13 protein-coding genes and 1 tRNA gene are annotated in these 15,825 nt (G+C 74.7%); 7 read left to right on the top strand and 7 right to left on the bottom strand.

All coding sequences use genetic code 11. From position 1 onward, the window contains the following. Positions 1-5 precede the first annotated feature (5 nt). Complete coding sequence (gene glmU, locus ACQPX6_RS25930; RefSeq protein ID WP_433783540.1) at positions 6-1,484, bottom strand: bifunctional UDP-N-acetylglucosamine diphosphorylase/glucosamine-1-phosphate N-acetyltransferase GlmU; 1,479 nt, start codon at positions 1,482-1,484, stop codon at positions 6-8. A 63-nt stretch (positions 1,485-1,547) separates the two neighbouring features. Then, the gene (locus ACQPX6_RS25925) at positions 1,548-3,266 is read right to left on the bottom strand and encodes a diguanylate cyclase (RefSeq protein WP_433783538.1); all 1,719 of its coding nucleotides are present in this window, start codon (positions 3,264-3,266) and stop codon (positions 1,548-1,550) included. Between the two features lie 166 nt (positions 3,267-3,432). On the opposite strand from ACQPX6_RS25925, the gene ACQPX6_RS25920 reads away from it, so the two are divergent. Then, positions 3,433-4,254: a hypothetical protein gene (locus tag ACQPX6_RS25920; RefSeq protein WP_433783536.1), complete on the top strand. Its 822-nt coding sequence runs from the start codon at positions 3,433-3,435 to the stop codon at positions 4,252-4,254. On the opposite strand, the gene ACQPX6_RS25915 is transcribed toward ACQPX6_RS25920, so the two are convergent. From ACQPX6_RS25915 to ACQPX6_RS25905, 3 genes are all read right to left on the bottom strand, one after another. Next, positions 4,179-5,588 (bottom strand): MFS transporter, encoded by a 1,410-nt coding sequence (locus tag ACQPX6_RS25915; protein ID WP_433783535.1) that lies wholly within the window; start codon positions 5,586-5,588, stop codon positions 4,179-4,181. The genes ACQPX6_RS25920 and ACQPX6_RS25915 overlap by 76 nt on opposite strands. 51 nt (positions 5,589-5,639) lie before the next feature. Next, positions 5,640-5,710: transfer RNA gene (locus ACQPX6_RS25910), tRNA-Gln, on the bottom strand. Between the two features lie 56 nt (positions 5,711-5,766). Beyond that, complete coding sequence (locus ACQPX6_RS25905) at positions 5,767-6,723, bottom strand: polysaccharide lyase (protein ID WP_433783534.1); 957 nt, start codon at positions 6,721-6,723, stop codon at positions 5,767-5,769. Between the two features lie 406 nt (positions 6,724-7,129). Between ACQPX6_RS25905 and ACQPX6_RS25900 the strand changes: the two genes are divergently transcribed. The 5 genes from ACQPX6_RS25900 to ACQPX6_RS25880 are packed head-to-tail and all read left to right on the top strand — an operon-like array spanning position 7,130 to position 12,611. Then, the gene (locus tag ACQPX6_RS25900) at positions 7,130-8,800 is read left to right on the top strand and encodes a sugar transferase (RefSeq protein WP_433783533.1); all 1,671 of its coding nucleotides are present in this window, start codon (positions 7,130-7,132) and stop codon (positions 8,798-8,800) included. Positions 8,801-8,808: 8 nt separating this feature from the next. Beyond that, entirely contained in the window at positions 8,809-10,071 is a 1,263-nt protein-coding gene (locus tag ACQPX6_RS25895) for a class I SAM-dependent methyltransferase (RefSeq protein WP_433783532.1), read from the top strand. Beyond that, positions 10,068-10,901 (top strand): glucose-1-phosphate cytidylyltransferase, encoded by an 834-nt coding sequence (locus tag ACQPX6_RS25890; RefSeq protein WP_433783531.1) that lies wholly within the window; start codon positions 10,068-10,070, stop codon positions 10,899-10,901. The genes ACQPX6_RS25895 and ACQPX6_RS25890 overlap by 4 nt, the downstream gene beginning before the upstream one ends. Continuing rightward, complete coding sequence (locus ACQPX6_RS25885) at positions 10,901-11,557, top strand: PIG-L deacetylase family protein (protein ID WP_433783529.1); 657 nt, start codon at positions 10,901-10,903, stop codon at positions 11,555-11,557. The genes ACQPX6_RS25890 and ACQPX6_RS25885 overlap by 1 nt, the downstream gene beginning before the upstream one ends. 28 nt (positions 11,558-11,585) lie before the next feature. Then, positions 11,586-12,611 carry an NAD-dependent epimerase/dehydratase family protein gene (locus ACQPX6_RS25880; RefSeq protein WP_433783528.1) on the top strand — a complete coding sequence of 342 codons (1,026 nt, stop codon included), beginning with the start codon at positions 11,586-11,588 and terminating at the stop codon, positions 12,609-12,611. 40 nt (positions 12,612-12,651) lie between these two features. On the opposite strand, the gene ACQPX6_RS25875 is transcribed toward ACQPX6_RS25880, so the two are convergent. After that, a complete protein-coding gene (locus tag ACQPX6_RS25875; protein WP_433783527.1) occupies positions 12,652-13,200 on the bottom strand; it encodes a dTDP-4-dehydrorhamnose 3,5-epimerase family protein in 549 nt (182 codons plus the stop codon). A gap of 60 nt (positions 13,201-13,260) precedes the next feature. On the opposite strand from ACQPX6_RS25875, the gene ACQPX6_RS25870 reads away from it, so the two are divergent. Beyond that, positions 13,261-14,415 carry a class I SAM-dependent methyltransferase gene (locus ACQPX6_RS25870; RefSeq protein ID WP_433783526.1) on the top strand — a complete coding sequence of 385 codons (1,155 nt, stop codon included), beginning with the start codon at positions 13,261-13,263 and terminating at the stop codon, positions 14,413-14,415. Between the two features lie 7 nt (positions 14,416-14,422). On the opposite strand, the gene ACQPX6_RS25865 is transcribed toward ACQPX6_RS25870, so the two are convergent. Then, entirely contained in the window at positions 14,423-15,478 is a 1,056-nt protein-coding gene (locus ACQPX6_RS25865) for a glycosyltransferase family 2 protein (protein WP_433783525.1), read from the bottom strand. Positions 15,479-15,825 lie beyond the last annotated feature (347 nt).

The raw sequence follows: 15,825 nt of genomic DNA, 5'->3' as shown, positions 1-15,825 counted from the left end.
CACGGTCACGGCTCCTCCTGCTCGTTGGTGTCGCCACCGGCGGACCGGGTGGCCGCGGCCTGCTCCGCGGCCGTCGCGGCGGCCGTGCCCGGCCGCTTGCGCGCGACCCAGCCCTCGACGTTGCGCTGCGGCCCCGACGACACGGCGAGCGCGCCGGGGGGCACGTCCTCGCGCACGACGGTGCCCGCGCCGGTGTAGGCCCCGTCCCCGACGGAGACGGGGGCGACGAACGTGTTGTCCGAACCGGTGCGGACGTGCGAGCCCACCACGGTCCGGTGCTTGGTGACGCCGTCGTAGTTGACGAACACCGAGGAGGCGCCGATGTTGCTGCCCTCGCCGATGGTGGCGTCGCCGACGTAGGTGAGGTGCGGGACCTTGCTGCCCTCGCCGATGTGGCTGTTCTTGACCTCGACGAACGTGCCGATCTTGCCGCGCGCGTCGAGCTCGACGCCGGGCCGGAGGTAGGCGAACGGGCCGACCGAGGTCTCCGGGCCGACGCGCGACGACGACCCGTGCGTGCGCACCACCGCGGCGCGCGCGCCGACGGCGACGTCGGTCAGCGTGGTGTCCGGCCCGATCGTGGCGCCCTCGGCGATCGTCGTGCGCCCGTGCAGCTGGGTGCCCGGGTGCAGCGTGACGTCGCGCTCGAGGCGCACGCCGACGTCGATCCACGTGCTGCGCGGGTCGACCACCGTGACCCCGGCGCGCATCCAGCGCTCCAGCAGCCGGCGGTTGAGCTCGGCGCCCAGCGCGGCCATCTGCACGCGGTCGTTGACGCCGGCGACGAGCCAGGGGTCGGCGGTCTCGACGGCCCCGACCCCCCGCTCCTCCTGGGCGGCCATCGCCACGACGTCGGTGAGGTAGAGCTCGCCCTGCGCGTTGTGGGTGGTCAGCCGGCCCAGCGCCTCGCGGAGGAAGGCCAGGTCGAAGGCGTAGACCCCGGAGTTGACCTCGTTGATCGCGAGCTGCTCCAGCGTCGCGTCGCGGTGCTCGACGATCGCGGTGACCTGGTTGGCGTCGTCGCGGACGATGCGGCCGTACCCGCGCGGGTCGTCCAGCTCGGCGGTCAGCACCGTCACGGCGTAGTCGCCGCTGGCGTGCTCGGCCTGCAGCGCGCGCAGCGTCGCGGCGTCGAGCAGCGGTACGTCGCCGTAGGACACGAGCACGGTGCCGTCGAGGTCGGCGGGCAGGCGGGCGATGCCGCAGGACACCGCGTGCCCGGTGCCGCGGCGGCGGTCCTGCACCGCGGTGGTGACCTCGCGGCCGAGCTCGGCGGCGAGGCCGATGGTGTGGGTGCCGACCTGCTCGCGCTCGTGGCCGACGACCACCACGAGGTGCTCCGGCGACGTCCCCGCGGCGGCGTGCACGGCGTGCCCGAGCAGGCTGCGCCCGCCCACCGCGTGCAGGACCTTGGGGGTGGCCGACTGCATGCGGGTGCCCTCACCGGCCGCGAGGACGACGACGGCGGTCGGACTCGGCGTCATCGGTTGCTGACTCCCACTGCAGGCGCGGGCCGGCCCCCGGTCCGGGGCTCGTCGAGTGCGATCCTACGACCGCGTCCGCGCCGCCCCGGCGGGGCGTGCGAGGGGAGCCGGGCCGTCGGTCCCGCGCACGGCGTCGCCGCCCGCCCGCTTGACCGCGTACATCACCGCGTCGGCGCGGGCCAGGACCTCCTCGGCGGCCTCCCCGGGCAGGGCCCCGACGACGCCGACGGACAGCGTCACCGGCGCGCCGGCGGCGGCGCCCGAGGGCATCGCGGCCACCGCGGCGGCGGCGCGACCGAGGGCCGCCGCGGCGTCGGCGGGCGCGGTGTCGGGCAGGACGACGACGAACTCGTCGCCGCCGTAGCGGGCGACGAGGTCCGGGGCGCGCAGCGACGAGCGCAGGGCCGCGGCCACCCCGCGCAGCACCTCGTCGCCGTGGGCGTGGGAGATCGTGTCGTTGATCTGCTTGAAGCGGTCGACGTCGACCATGGCCACCGCGGGCGTCGCCCCGGGCGCGCAGGCGGCGAGCGTCTCGGCGAGCGCCCGGTCCAGCGCGCGCCGGTTCGGCAGCCCGGTGAGCGCGTCGGCCAGCGCCAGCGCGGCGACCTGGCCGTGCTCGCGGCGCAGGCGGTCGTGGGCGAGGTGGGTGCGCAGCGAGTGCACGCGCGCCTGCTGCAGCGCCCACAGCTCGGTCTCGAGCTGCGCGGTGTAGTCGTCGGCGGCCGCGCGGGCACGGCGCGCGACGAGGCCGGCCGACGGGGCGAGCGCGGCGCGCAGGCGGGCCAGCTCGCGGCTCACGGTGAGCCCGAGGCCCGGCTCGCCGCGGGGTCGGCGGGCACGCAGCTCCTCGAGCAGACACACCGCCGCGGCGACCTCGTCGGCGCGCTCGAGCGCGCGGGCGCGCGCGACGAGGGTCAGCAGGCGGTCGTGGTGGGAGGCGACGACGTGCTCGCGGGCCAGGGTGGCGGCGTCCTGGCGGGCGAGGTGCCGGGCGACGGTGGTGGTGGCCGGCGCGTGCCCCCGGGCCAGCACGCACGCGGCGCGCAGCAGGGGACGCTGCTCGGGCGCGGCGTCGGCCCGCAGGTCCGCGGCGAGCTCCGCCGCGGCGCGCACGTGCTCCCCGCCGGGCCGGCCGCCGCGCTCGAGGCGCAGCCCCCACGAGAGCCCGAGGCGCACGCGCTCGTAGCCGGTGGTCTCGGTCTCGGCGGCCTGGTCGAGCAGGGTCTCGGCGAGGTCGTGCAGGTCCAGCGACACCAGCGTGCTCGCGGCCAGCCACCGGGCGCAGGCGAGGTTGCGGCGGTGCTCGGCCACGCTCGGGGCGTGGTCGACGAGCACCGGCTCCTCGAGGTGCGCGAGCGCGGCCGACGCCGCCGCGAGGGCCGTGTGGTCGTCGTCGTCGAGCATGGCCCGGCGCGCGACGAGCATCTGCGCGTCGGCGGCGAAGAGCGACAGCCCGTGCTCGGCGACGAGGGCGAGCAGCTCGTCGAGCTGGCGGTCGATCGCGCCGGTGCTGCCGGCGGGGTCGGCCGGGTGGGCGCCGGCGGGGTCGGCGGCGAGGATCGTCCGGGCGACGAGGGACAGGCGCAGCAGCAGCGCCCGCACGCCCGGGTCCTGCCCGCGGCCGGCGTCCAGCACGGCGTCGAGCTCGGCGATCACCCCGACCGGGTCGGTGGCGGGGACGAACGAGGCCGCGAGGGTCGCGCAGCGCGCCCGGTCCACGAGCCCGGTGCGGGTCGGGGCGTGCCGCCGTGCCGGGGGGCTGGTCGTGCGTCCCGGGAGCATGGGCACCTCCGCCTCCGGCCCGCCCCAGAGGGGACGTCCGGGTTCGGACGATCGGGCGATCTCTGCACGCCGGGTGTGGACGCTCCGCCGACCGTCGGGGGCCACTCTGCTACGTCACCGGGGAGGGCCCGCGACCGGCCCCGGGCATCCGGCATCCTCGGGACCCATGCCGCGCCCGACGACAGGTCCCGCACGGTCGCTCACGGCCCGTGACGCCCGCCTGGTGCCGCCCGACCGCCGCCTCGCCGTCGGGGCGCTCGCCGCGCTCGCCGCCGTGGTCACCGCGGTGCTCGCCTGGCGCTACGCCGGCGACTCCGGCGCCGGGCGCACCGACCGTGAGCTCGGCGACCTCCTGGAGCAGCGCGGCACCGGCCGGGCCGTCAGCGAGGTGGTCGCCTCCGTCGGCGGCCCGGTGCCGACGGCCGTGGTCCTGCTGGTGCTGGCCGCGGTCGCGTGGCGCGTGCGGGGCGGGCGCGGGCTGGCCCTGGTGCTGGCGGGTCCGCCGGCCGCGATGGTGACGACGTCGCTGGCGCTCAAGCCGCTGGTGGGACGCACGCGGGGGGACGAGCTCGCGTTCCCGAGCGGCCACGCGACCTCGGTGGCCTCGTTGACGGTGGCCGCCGCGGTGCTCGTCCTCGGCCTGCCCGGCCTCTCCCGCGCGCGCCGAGCGCTGGTCGCCCTCGCGGCCGGCGCGGTGGTGACGGCGGTCGCCGTGGCGCTGATCGCCCGGGACTACCACTACCCGACCGACACCGCCGGCGCGGTCGGCGTGGCGCTGGCCGTCGTGCTCGCCGCGGCCCTCGCGGTCGACGCGTTCGCGGACGTCGTCGCCGACCCGGGCCCCGACCCGCGCGAGTTCGACCCCCGCGAGCGCCCGACCGACGTGCTGCCCCGGGCGCAGGCGCCGGAGGGTCAACCGCGGGCGCGGGCGAGCTCGCGCGCCTCCTCGTCCGAGGCCGCCGCCGGGCCCGAGCCCGGCAGCGGCTGACGGCCCGGTTCCCGCAGGTACCGCACGGCGACGAGGCCGACGACGGCCGCGAGCATCAGGTACACCGCCGGCATGACCAGCAGGCCGGTGAGGGCGATGAGCCCCTCGACGATCACCGACGTGGTGCCGCCGAACACCGAGACCGCGATGTTGAACGTGATCGCGAGCGAGCCGTAGCGCACCCCGGTGCTGAACAGGGAGGGCAACGTCGAGGGCATGGTCGCGTTGAAGCAGACCATCGTGACGCCCAGCAGGAGCAGGCCCCCGAGGACGCCGGGGATGGACCCGGTGCGCAGCAGCAGGAACGCCGGCAGGGCGAGCACCACGAGCATGACGCAGCCGGTCAGGATGATCGGCTTGCGGCCCACGCGGTCGGCGAGCTTGCCGAGCACGGGCACGATGGCCAGGAGCACGAGGAACAGGATGATCTGCAGGACGTGCGAGGTCGTCGTCGTGAGCGTCGGCGCCCCGTACTCGCCGAGCGTCTCGGTCAGGTAGGTGGGCACGACGGTGGTGAGCGTGTAGTTGGTGACGTTGAAGACGATCACCAGGCCGCCGCACACGAGCACCGGACGCCACCCGTAGCGGGCCGCCGCGCGGAAGAACTCCCGGAACGACTGCTTGCCCTGCTCCTCGGAGGACTCCGACAGCTGGCTGAAGGCCGGGGTCTCCTCGAGGCGGTAGCGCAGGTAGAGCCCGATCATGCCCATCGGCAGGGCGAGGAGGAACGGGATGCGCCAGCCCCAGCTCAGGAGCTCGGGGGAGTCCTCGCCGAGGACGGTCTGGAGCACGGTGACCACGGCGGCGCCGAGCAGGTAGCCGGTGATCGTGCCGAACTCCAGGAAGCTCGCCAGGAAGCCGCGGCGGCGGTCCGGCGCGTACTCGGCGACGAACGTCATCGCCCCGGCGTACTCGCCGCCGGTGGAGAAGCCCTGCAGCAGGCGGCACAGCAACAGCAGCATCGGCGCGGCCAGGCCGATGGAGGCGTACGTGGGCAGCACGCCGATCCCGAAGGTGGCCAGCGCCATCAGCAGCATGGTCGTGGCGAGGGTCTTGGTGCGCCCGATGCGGTCGGCCAGCGGTCCGAAGAACAGCCCGCCGAAGGGCCGCGCGAGGAAGGACGCCGCGAACAAGCCGGCCGTGATGATCGGGCCGCCGGCGGTGCCGGGCGGCAGGAACACCACCTGGATCGTCGTCTCCAGGTACGCGTAGACCCCGAAGTCGTACCACTCGGTCACGTTGCCGATGCCCGACGCGGTGACCGCGCGGCACACGACACCCGGCGGCGTGACCGTGACGCCGTCGACGGTGTGTGGCCCGTCGGAACTCGCCATGGGCGAGGTGCTACCCGGACCACACGCCGGACACACGCGTGCGACCTGCTGCTCCGCCGCCTGGATTCGAACCAGGATCATCGGAACCAAAATCCGAGGTGTTGCCCTTACACCACGGCGGACCGCCGCGGTGCCCGCGACACCGACCATGGTCGCACGGGGCCCGGCGGACGCGACGTCAGCGGTGGACCCGGCGGTTCCGCAGGGCGGCGCCGGCGAGGATCACCACGAGGACCAGCAGGCCGCCCGCGACCCACGAGGCCGTCGACAGCGTGCCGTCGTCCGAGCCGCCCGACGTGCTGCTCGGCGCGTCGTCCTCGGCGATCGCGGACGAGCCCGACTCCTGCGAGCGGACCGACGCGAGCGACGGCCCGATCCGCAGGTCCTCCAGCACCAGCCGGGCCGGCTCGTCGATCGACTCGTCGCGGTAGAGGCCGAGCTTCATGTAGTCGGACTGGTCGAGCAGCGTGCCGCCCGGCGGCTTGTAGCCCCGCAGGACGCGGTCCCCGTCACGCCACACGTCGACGGTGCCGCGGTCGGAGTCGCGGGAGAAGGCGATCCGCATGGTCAGGTCGATCCGGTCGCCGCCGCGCACGGGCCCGAGGTCCTGCCGGTCCTCGCCCTCCGCCGAGAGCATCAGGCGGTTGTCGCGCACCTCGACGGCCACGGGGGGCGAGCCGGAGTCGCCGAAGTGGTGCCACTGCAGCAGGAGCTGCCACGTGGTGACGTCGGTGGGGAAGTCGTCGGCCAGCACCGCGCTGTAGGAGTAGTACTGGACGTCGCCCTCGCGCTGCATGGGGATGCGGGGCTGCACCTCGGAGCGCTCACCGCCGCCGTCCAGGCTGAACTCCAGGGCCTGCTGGCCGGACCCGCTCGGCGACGGGACCACGCGCGGGGTCCCGTCCTGCTCGTTGTAGTCGTTGCGGTCGAACGCGGCGAGCGGATCCCCGCTGTCCGGCATCACCCACAGCGGCCGCTGGCCGTCGGCGGGCGGGGCGGTGCTCGCGCTCGCGCCACCCGCGAGCAGCGCGCCGGGCACCAGGGCCACCAGGAGCGCGGTCAGGACGGCGAGGACGACGGTCACGCCGACCGGTCGTCGGCCGACGGCCCGGCCGGCGGGGTCGTACGTCCTCACGGGTACTCCTCGTCTCGGGCGGTCCCACCGACGATACCGATCGGTGGCGCGTGACCGCCGTGAGCCCGGGGCGACCCGGACGAGCACCGCGCCCGTCACCGATCGCGACGACGGACGGCGTCGTGCCGACGAACAGGTGCTCCCGGGCGGCCCGGACGCCGCGGGGCCCTCGCCGGGGAGGTCCGTCGTGGCGCCCCGTGCACGAACCGGGGTGCTCGTCGGTGACGAAGACCCACTCGGTCCAATAGCCCGGTGACGCCGGCGTGACCGTGCCGGGGATGGGTCGTTGTCCCCATCACCACGCGCGGACCACGGGGGCGAGGGAGCGGCGGCCGGAAATTCCCCGGACGACCCGACGCAACCTCGACCCGGCCCGAGGCGTCTCACGTCGAGCAGAAAGGTGTCCATGGCCGACGAGGTGCTACGGGTGGGCGTGCCCACCCGTACAGCCCACGACGGGGGCGACGTGATGAACGGGCGAACAAGGGTGTCCGAGGAGGCCGGGATGTCGCACGACGACGTCCCGGGCCGAGCGCCGTCCTCCGTGTCGGCGCCGGTGACCGACGTGCCGCGCGACCGCCCCGTCTTCGTGGAGCCGGCCCCGACCGCGCCCGGCTTCGTGCGCATCTGGGAGGACGAGGGCCCGGAGCAGCCGGGCAGCGTCGCGACGGCCACGAGCTGGCAGCGCAAGTTCGCGCTCGCCGTGGCCGCCTCCGACCTCCTCACCCTCGCCGTCTGCGTCCTGCTCGGCGGGTTCATCGGCTTCGGTGAGGGCACCGGTCCCCAGGCCTCCGACCCGTGGCGTCTCGGCGCCGGCGTCGCCGTCCTCGTCCCGCTCGCCCTCGTCGCGTGCCGGGCGTGGGACCCGCGCACCCTGGGCCAGGGCGCCGAGGAGTGGAGCCGCCTCATGCGGGCCTTCGTCTCCTCGGCGATCGTGCTGGGCCTCGGCGGCCTCGCGATCGAGCGGCTCGGCGTGCGGCCGTGGGTGTTCGGGGTGCTGCCCGTCGCCGGCCTGCTGGCCATGTCCGGGCGCTACCTGCTGCGCCGGTGGCTGCACCAGGCCCGCAAGCGTGGCCGCGGGATGTTGCCGGTCCTCGCGGTCGGCACCGAGCAGGCCGTGCGCGACCTGGTGGAGCGCACCCGCCGCGTGCCGCACATGGGCTGGGTCGTGGTCGCGGTCTGCACGCCGACCGGTCTCGGCGAGGAGGGCCAGGGCCACGTCGCCGGCGTCCCCGTCATCGGCGACCTGGACGACCTCTCCACCAGCGTGGGCAGCGGGCGCTACGGCGTCGTCGCCGTCGCCCCGACGCCGGGCTGGAGCCCCAAGCGCCTGCACCGCCTGGCCTGGGACCTCGAGGGCACCGGCTCCGAGCTGGTCGTCGACCCGGGCCTCATGGAGGTCGCCGGCCCGCGCCTGCACGTCGCGCCCGTCGACGGCCTGCCGCTGCTGCGCCTCACCGAGCCGCGCCTCTCGGGCGTGCCGCGCGTGTTCAAGCTGATGTTCGACCGCGTCACGACGGCGATGATCCTTCTCGTGCTGGCGCCGGTGTTCGCGCTCATCGCGTTCGTCGTCAAGCTCGACGGCGGGCCGGTGTTCTACCGCCAGACCCGCGTCGGGCAGCGCGGCAGGACCTTCAAGATGATCAAGTTCCGGTCGATGGTGCCGGACGCCGACAAGCTGCGCGAGGACCTGATCACCGGGGCCAACGACGGCTCGGGGCCGCTGTTCAAGCTGCGCCGCGACCCGCGCGTCACCCGGATCGGCCAGCTCCTGCGGCGCTACTCCCTCGACGAGCTGCCGCAGCTGCTCAACGTGCTGGGCGGCTCGATGTCGCTGGTCGGGCCGCGCCCGCCGCTGCCGAGCGAGATCGACGCCTACACCGACGCCGCCAAGCGGAAGTTCCTCGTGCGCCCGGGCATGACCGGGCTGTGGCAGGTCAGCGGGCGCTCGGACCTCTCCTGGGAGGAGTCGGTGCGGCTCGACCTGCGCTACGTGGAGAACTGGTCGCCGGCGATGGACCTGGTGATCATGTGGAAGACGGTCTCCGCGGTGTTCCGCGGCGACGGCGCCTACTGAGAGAAGCCTTGGACAACAAGATCATCTGCCGACTCTGCGGCTCGGCCGACCTGGCGAGCTTCGTCGACCTCGGCGCCACCCCGCCCTGCGAGCTGTTCCTCACCGCGGAGGCCCTGGAGGCCCCGGAGCAGACGTTCCCGCTCCACCCGCGCGTGTGCCGCTCGTGCCTGCTCGTCCAGCTGCCGCCCCTGATCGACCCCGGCGAGACGTTCACCGAGTACGCGTACTTCTCGTCGTTCTCGTCGTCCTGGGTCGAGCACGCCCGGCGCTTCGTCACCGACGCGACCGCCCGGGCCGGCCTCACCGCCGACTCGCTGGTGGTCGAGGCGGCGAGCAACGACGGCTACCTGCTCCAGCACGTGGTGGCCGACGGCATGCGCGCCCTCGGCGTCGAGCCCAGCGTCAACGTCGGGCAGGCGGCCCGGGACAAGGGCGTGCCGACGAAGACGGCGTTCCTCTCCCCGGAGACCGGCGCCGAGGTGCGCGCCGAGCACGGGCCGGCCGACCTCGTGGTGGCCAACAACGTCTACGCCCACATCCCCGACCTCGTGGGCTTCACCCAGGGGCTGCGGGCGATGCTGGCCGACGACGGCTGGGTGTCGATCGAGGTGCAGCACCTGCTGACGCTGGTGCGCTTCAACCAGTTCGACACGATCTACCACGAGCACTTCCAGTACTACACGCTCGGCACGGCGCAGAAGGCGCTGCGCAGCGGCGGCCTGGAGCTCGTCGACGTCGAGCTGGTGCCCACCCACGGCGGGTCGATCCGCTGCTGGGCGCGGCCCGCCGAGCTGGGGCTGCAGCCCTCGCAGGCCGTGGCCGACGTGCTGGCCGAGGAGGCCGCGGCGGGGCTGGACACCGTCGAGGGGCACGCCGGGTTCGCCCGCGACGTCTCGCGCATCCGCAACGACCTCGTGCGCTTCCTCGTCGACGCGGCGGACGCCGGCAGGACGGTCGTGGGCTACGGCGCGCCGGGCAAGGGCAACACGCTGCTGAACTACTGCGGCATCCGCCCCGACCTGCTCGCCTACACCGTCGACCGCAACCCCTACAAGCACGGCCGGTACACCCCGGGCACGCGGATCCCGATCCACGAGCCGGAGCGCATCGACGCCGACCGTCCCGACCACGTGCTGGTCCTGCCGTGGAACCTGCGCGAGGAGATCACGGCGCAGCTCGCCCACGTGGCCGACTGGGGTGGGTCGCTGGTCTTCCCCATCCCCTCGCTGCAGGTGGTCGAACCCGGGTCTGGCAAGGTGCTCGACCCGTGAAGGTCGTTCTCTTCTGCGGTGGCTACGGCATGCGGATGCGCAACGGGGAATCCGACGCACCCAAGCCGATGCAGATGGTCGGGCCGCGCCCGCTGATCTGGCACGTGATGCGCTACTACGCCCACTTCGGGCACAAGGAGTTCATCCTGTGCCTGGGCTACGGCGCCCACCACGTCAAGGACTACTTCCTGGACTACCGCGAGACGGAGTCCAACGACTTCGTCCTGCGGCGCGGTGAGGTCGAGCTGCAGGGCTCGGACATCGCCGACTGGACGATCCACTTCGTCCACACCGGGCTGGAGTCGCCGATCGGCGAGCGCCTGCGCCGCGTGCGCCACCTCGTGCAGGAGGAGGAGATCTTCCTCGCCAACTACGCGGACGTGCTCACCGACGCCCCGCTCGACGACATGCTCGCGCGCTTCCGGGCCTCGGACGCGACGGCGTCGCTGCTCGCGGTGCCCCCGCAGGCGGTGTTCCACATCGTCGACGTCGACGGCTCGGACCACGTGAACTCGATCTACCCGGTGACCGACATGCGGATCCGGGAGAACGGGGGCTACTTCGCGCTGCGCCCCGAGGCCATCGACTACATCCCGGAGAACGGCGACCTCGTCGGCGACGCGTGCACGCGCCTGGCGAAGGAGGGACGCCTGCTGTCGTACACCTACGACGGCTTCTGGCAGCCCGCCGACACCCTCAAGGAGCGCAACGCCCTCGAGGCGGCGTACCGCGCCGGCACCCGCCCGTGGATGGTCTGGGAGCGCGAGCCCGAGCGCACGCCGCTCGAGAGCCTCGTGGAGGAGCAGCTCGACCGCTCCGCCCATCCGTGATGCGGGCGCTGGTCCCCGACGCCCTCGACGAGCTGGTCCTGCTCGCCGCGCACTGCGACGACATCGCCATCGGTGCCGGCGGCACGGTGCTGACCCTGTGCCGGGCGCACCCGGGGCTGCGCGTGCGGGCCCTCGTGCTCTCGGGCGGCGGCACCCCACGCGAGGACGAGGAGCGCGCCGCCCTGGCCGCGTTCTGCCCCGGCGCGGACCTCGCGGTGACCGTGCTCGACATGCCCGACGGGCGCCTGCCGCACCACTGGCAGTGGGCCAAGGAGCAGCTCGAGGCGTTCCGCCGCACCTGCGAGCCCGACCTCGTGCTCGCCGGGCACCGCGGCGACGACCACCAGGACCACCGCGAGCTCGCCCGGCTCGTCCCCACGGTGTTCCGCGACCACCTCGCGCTCGGCTACGAGATCCTCAAAGCCGAGCCCGACCTCGCGCAGACCCCGCTGCTCCTGCCCCTGGAGCCCGACGTCGTCGACGAGAAGTGCCGGCTGCTGTGGGAGCACTACCCCTCGCAGCGGCCGCGCGGCTGGTTCGACGACGAGACGTTCCGCGGGCTCGCCCGGGTGCGCGGGGTGCAGGGCGGCGTGCGCTACGCCGAGGGCTTCCACCTGACGCGGGCGCTGCTGGGCGCCCCCGTACCGTCAGCCTGAGACGCACACGAAGGAAGGACGGCCCGCGATGCGCGTGCTGCTCACCGGCCACCAGGGCTACCTCGGCACGCTGATGGCGCCGATGCTCGCCGAGGCGGGCCACGAGGTCACCGGGCTCGACTCGGGCCTCTACGCCGACTGCGTGCTCGGCGCGCTGCCCGCCCCCGAGCCGCCCGCGCTGGCCGTCGACCTGCGCGACGTCACCGCCGACCAGCTCGCCGGGTTCGACGCCGTCGTGCACCTCGCGGCGCTGTCGAACGACCCGCTGGGGGCGCTCGCGCCGCAGCACACCTACGACATCAACCACCACGCCTCCACCCGCCTGGCGCGCCTGGCGAAGGAGGCGGGCGTGGGGCGCTTCGTCTACGCCTCGACGTGCTCGGTGTACGGGGCGTCGGGCACCGAGGACGTGCTCGACGAGGAGGCGCCGATGAGGCCGGTGACCCCCTACGCCGAGTCGAAGGTGCGCGTCGAGGCCGACCTGGTCGACATGGCCGACGCCGACTTCGTCCCGGTCTCGATGCGCAACGCGACGGCGTTCGGCTTCTCGCCGCGGCTGCGCGCGGACATCGTGCTCAACAACCTCGTCGGGCACGCGCTGCTGTCCAACCGGATCCTCGTGATGAGCGACGGCACGCCGTGGCGCCCGCTGGCCCACGCCCGCGACATCGGCGGCGCCGTCGTGGCCGCGCTCGCGGCGCCGGCGGACACCGTGCGGGCGCAGGCGTTCAACGTGGGCTCGACCGAGAACAACGTGCAGGTGCGCGACATCGCCGACGCGGTCAAGGTCGCGGTGCCCGAGGCGGAGCTCGTCATCACCGGCGAGACCGGCGGCGATCCGCGCTCCTACCGCGTCGACTTCACCAAGATCGGCAAGTTCCTGCCCGAGTTCCGGCCCGCGTGGTCGGTGGCCGACGGCGCCGCCGAGCTGATCCGCGAGTACCGCGAGCGCGGCCTGACCCAGGAGGGCTTCGAGCGGCGCTTCACCCGCCTCGCCGTCCTCCAGGACCGCCAGTCCGCCGGCACCCTCGACGCGACCCTGCGCCCCGCCTGACGACCCATGTGCGTGATCTTCTGAGCTATGGCTCAGAAGATCACGCACGGAGGGCGGCGACCAGGTCCTGCCAGGAACCGGCGGTGCGGTCGCGCTCGGACACCACGGTGACGGGCTCCGGCCACGCGATGGCCAGGTCTGGGTCGTCGTACGCCACGCCCAGGTCCTCGCCCGGCGCGTGCGGGCGGTCGATGCGGTAGCAGACGTCGGCGACGTCGGTGAGCGCCTGGAACCCGTGCAGCAGGCCTGGCGGGACGTAGAGGTGGCGGAAGTCCTCGTCGTCGAGCAGGAACGTCTCGACGCGGCCGAAGGTCGGCGACCCGGGCCGGGCGTCGACGAGGACGTCGAACACCGCACCGTGCGCGGCGCGCACCAGCTTCGCCTCGCCCCGCCCGCGGCGCGTGTGCATCCCGCGCACCGTGCCCCGGCGGGACCGCGACTGGCTGTCCTGCGCCTCGGGCCCCAGGTCCACCCCGTGCGCGATGCCGATCGCCGTGTCGAACGTGCGGGTGAACAGCCCCCGGTCGTCGCGGTGCGGGGTCGGGACGAAGACCCGGACCCCCTCGATGGCGCCCTCGTGTACCTCCACGCCGCGAGCCTCCCATCCCCGCCGTCACGGCCCCGCGAGGGCCGCTGCGAGGATCGCCCGGTGAGCAGCCCGGAGACCACAGTCGACACCCTGACCTGCCGCTGGTGCGGCGGCACGGACGGCACGGTCGTCCTCGACCTCGGCGAGCAGCCCCCGGCCGACCACTTCCCGGCCGCCGACGACCCGGGCCCCGACCCCGTGCACCCGCTGCGGATGTGGCTGTGCGCCGCGTGCGGGCTCGCGCAGCTCGCCGAGGACCCGACGACCCCGGACGAGCCCCGCGGCGCCGAGCCGGACGCGCTGGTGGTGCAGGCCCGCGACGCCGTGGCCCGCGTGGAGTCGGCGGGGCTGCTGCCGCGCGGGGGCGGCGTCGCGGAGTTCGGCAGCCCGCACGGCGGCTCGTGGCTGGAGCTGCTCGCCGCCACGGGGTTGACCGAGGTCGCGCCGGGCGCGGGGACCGCCGACGTCGTCATCGACTGCTTCGGCCTCATGCACGCCGCCGACCAGCGCGCGGGCCTCGCGGAGCGCGCCGCGGCGACGGCGCCGGGCGGCGTCCTCCTGCTGCAGTTCCACACGCTCGCCGCGATCGTCGCCGACGGCGCCTGGAACGCCCTGCGCCACGGGCACTTCGCCTACTACGCCACCCCGGTGCTCGCGCGCATGCTCGACGAGCTGGGCTTCGAGGTCACCCACGGCTTCCTGTTCGACCTCTACGGCGGCACGGTGCTGCTCGCGGCCCGGCGCCGCGGCGTCGAGGGCCCGCGCGACCCCGCGTCGGTGGACGCGCTGCTCGAGCGCGAGCGCTCCCTGGGGGTCACCGACCCGGAGGTCGTGGGCGGCCTCGAGGACGCCGCGCGACGCAGCGCCGAGGACCTGCGGGCCCACCTCGTCGAGGCCCGCGACGCGGGGCGCGACGTGCTGGGGTACGCGGCGGCCTCCCGGGCGGTGCCGCTGCTCAACCGCGCCGGCGTCGGGCCCGACCTGCTCCCGGCCATCGCCGACGGCGCCCCGGGCAAGCAGGGCCGGCGCGTGCCCGGCGTCGGGGTGCCGATCGTGGCTCCCGACGCGGTCGTCGAGCGCCGGCCGGACGAGGTCGTGCTGTTCGTCACCGACATGCTCGCGGAGATGCGCCGCCGGATGCCCGAGGTCGAGGCGGGCGGCAGCAACTGGGTGATCGTCGACCCCGGCGTGCGCGTGGTGGCGCCCGCGTCCTGAGCGGGACTCAGACCGCGCGGCGCCCGCGCCAGCGGGCCACGACCCGGCGGACCCGGACGGTCGTCCTCTGCTTGAGCGGCCAGGCCCGGCGCAGAACCCCGGGGGCGACGGAGACGCCGGCCAGGATCGTCAGGGATCGCGGGTTGGTGCGGGCCCGCACCGCCGTGCGCGCGGCCTCCCGGGCGGCCCGGTCGTCGCCGGCGAGGAACGCCGCCCGGGCCCGGCGGATCGCCGACCGGTAGCGCAGGCGCCGCATCGCGACCTCGAGCGCGGCGAGGTCCTCGGGCCGGCCGGACGCGTGCGCGGCGCGGGTGAACGCCTGCTCGGCCTCGGCCTCGAACTGGTCGACCCCGTCGGCGGCGTGCGACATGGAGTCCTCGCGCAGGCGCCAGCACCCGACGACGTCGGGCACGGCGCGCACCGACCAGCCGCCGCCGACGAGGCGCAGCCAGAGGTCGAGGTCCTCGACACGGCGCGTGTCGGAGTGGTGCCCACCCAGCGCCTTCCACGCGTCGCGGCGGAACGCCGAGCCGTAGTAGAGGAACTGCTGGTTCATGAGGTCGGCGAGCGTGAGGTCCCCGCGCGGGACGCGCTGGCGCCGCACCCCCGACAGCTCGACGAACGTCAGCGCCCGCACCTGGCGGTCGGCGTCGTCGAACACCTGCGCGTCCGGGCTCAGGGCGTGCACGCCCGGGTTCGCGTCCGCGGCGGCCGCCATGCGCTCGCAGTAGTCGGGCAGGACGAGGTCGTCGCTGCAGAGAGGGACGAACCAGCGGCCGACGGCCGCGTCGGCCGCGGCGTTCACCCCGCCCGCGTAGCCCTTGTTCTCCTGGCGGACCAGACGCACCCGGGGGTCGGCCGTGTAGGGGCGGACCACCGCCGCCATCTCGTCGGAGTTGCCGTTGTCGACCACGACGGCTTCCCAGTCGTCCCGCGTCTGGGCGAGGAGCGAGTCCAGCGTCTCGGAGACGAGGTGCTCCGTGCGGTACGCGGGGATGAGGAAGCTGAACATCACCGAGCCGGCGTCGTCGGCCGGTCCGGGCAAGGGTTCGTCGATCGTCATCGTCTGTCCCCGGTCCTCCGCACTCGCGCGCGCCGAGGGGACGGCCACACGGGCCCCCGACCGCCGGGCGGGTCGGTTGGTGAGATCCACGTGCCGGGTCTCCTCACGGTCGGCGACGTCCGGTTCCTCCACGCACGTCACAGGCCACCACTATTTGGACGAGCGGCCCGACTATAACGACGCCCGACCGTGGCCCGCGTTCCGCTCCGGTCGGGTGATCCCTCGCCAGTTTTCCCTCGCGTCACACGTGTCCCAGCGGCCCCGTCAGTGTCGTTGCGCCTCACCAGCACGTGTACTTGTCCTCGAACTGCGCCGAATGGTCGTCTTATTGCGCCAAACGGTCCAAC

Source organism: Actinomycetospora sp. CA-101289, assembly GCF_050955895.1.
In the GTDB taxonomy this organism is placed as follows: Bacteria; Actinomycetota; Actinomycetes; order Mycobacteriales; family Pseudonocardiaceae; genus Actinomycetospora.
Note: the sequence above shows the minus strand (reverse complement) of the source record. Positions and strands in the feature narration are given on the sequence as shown.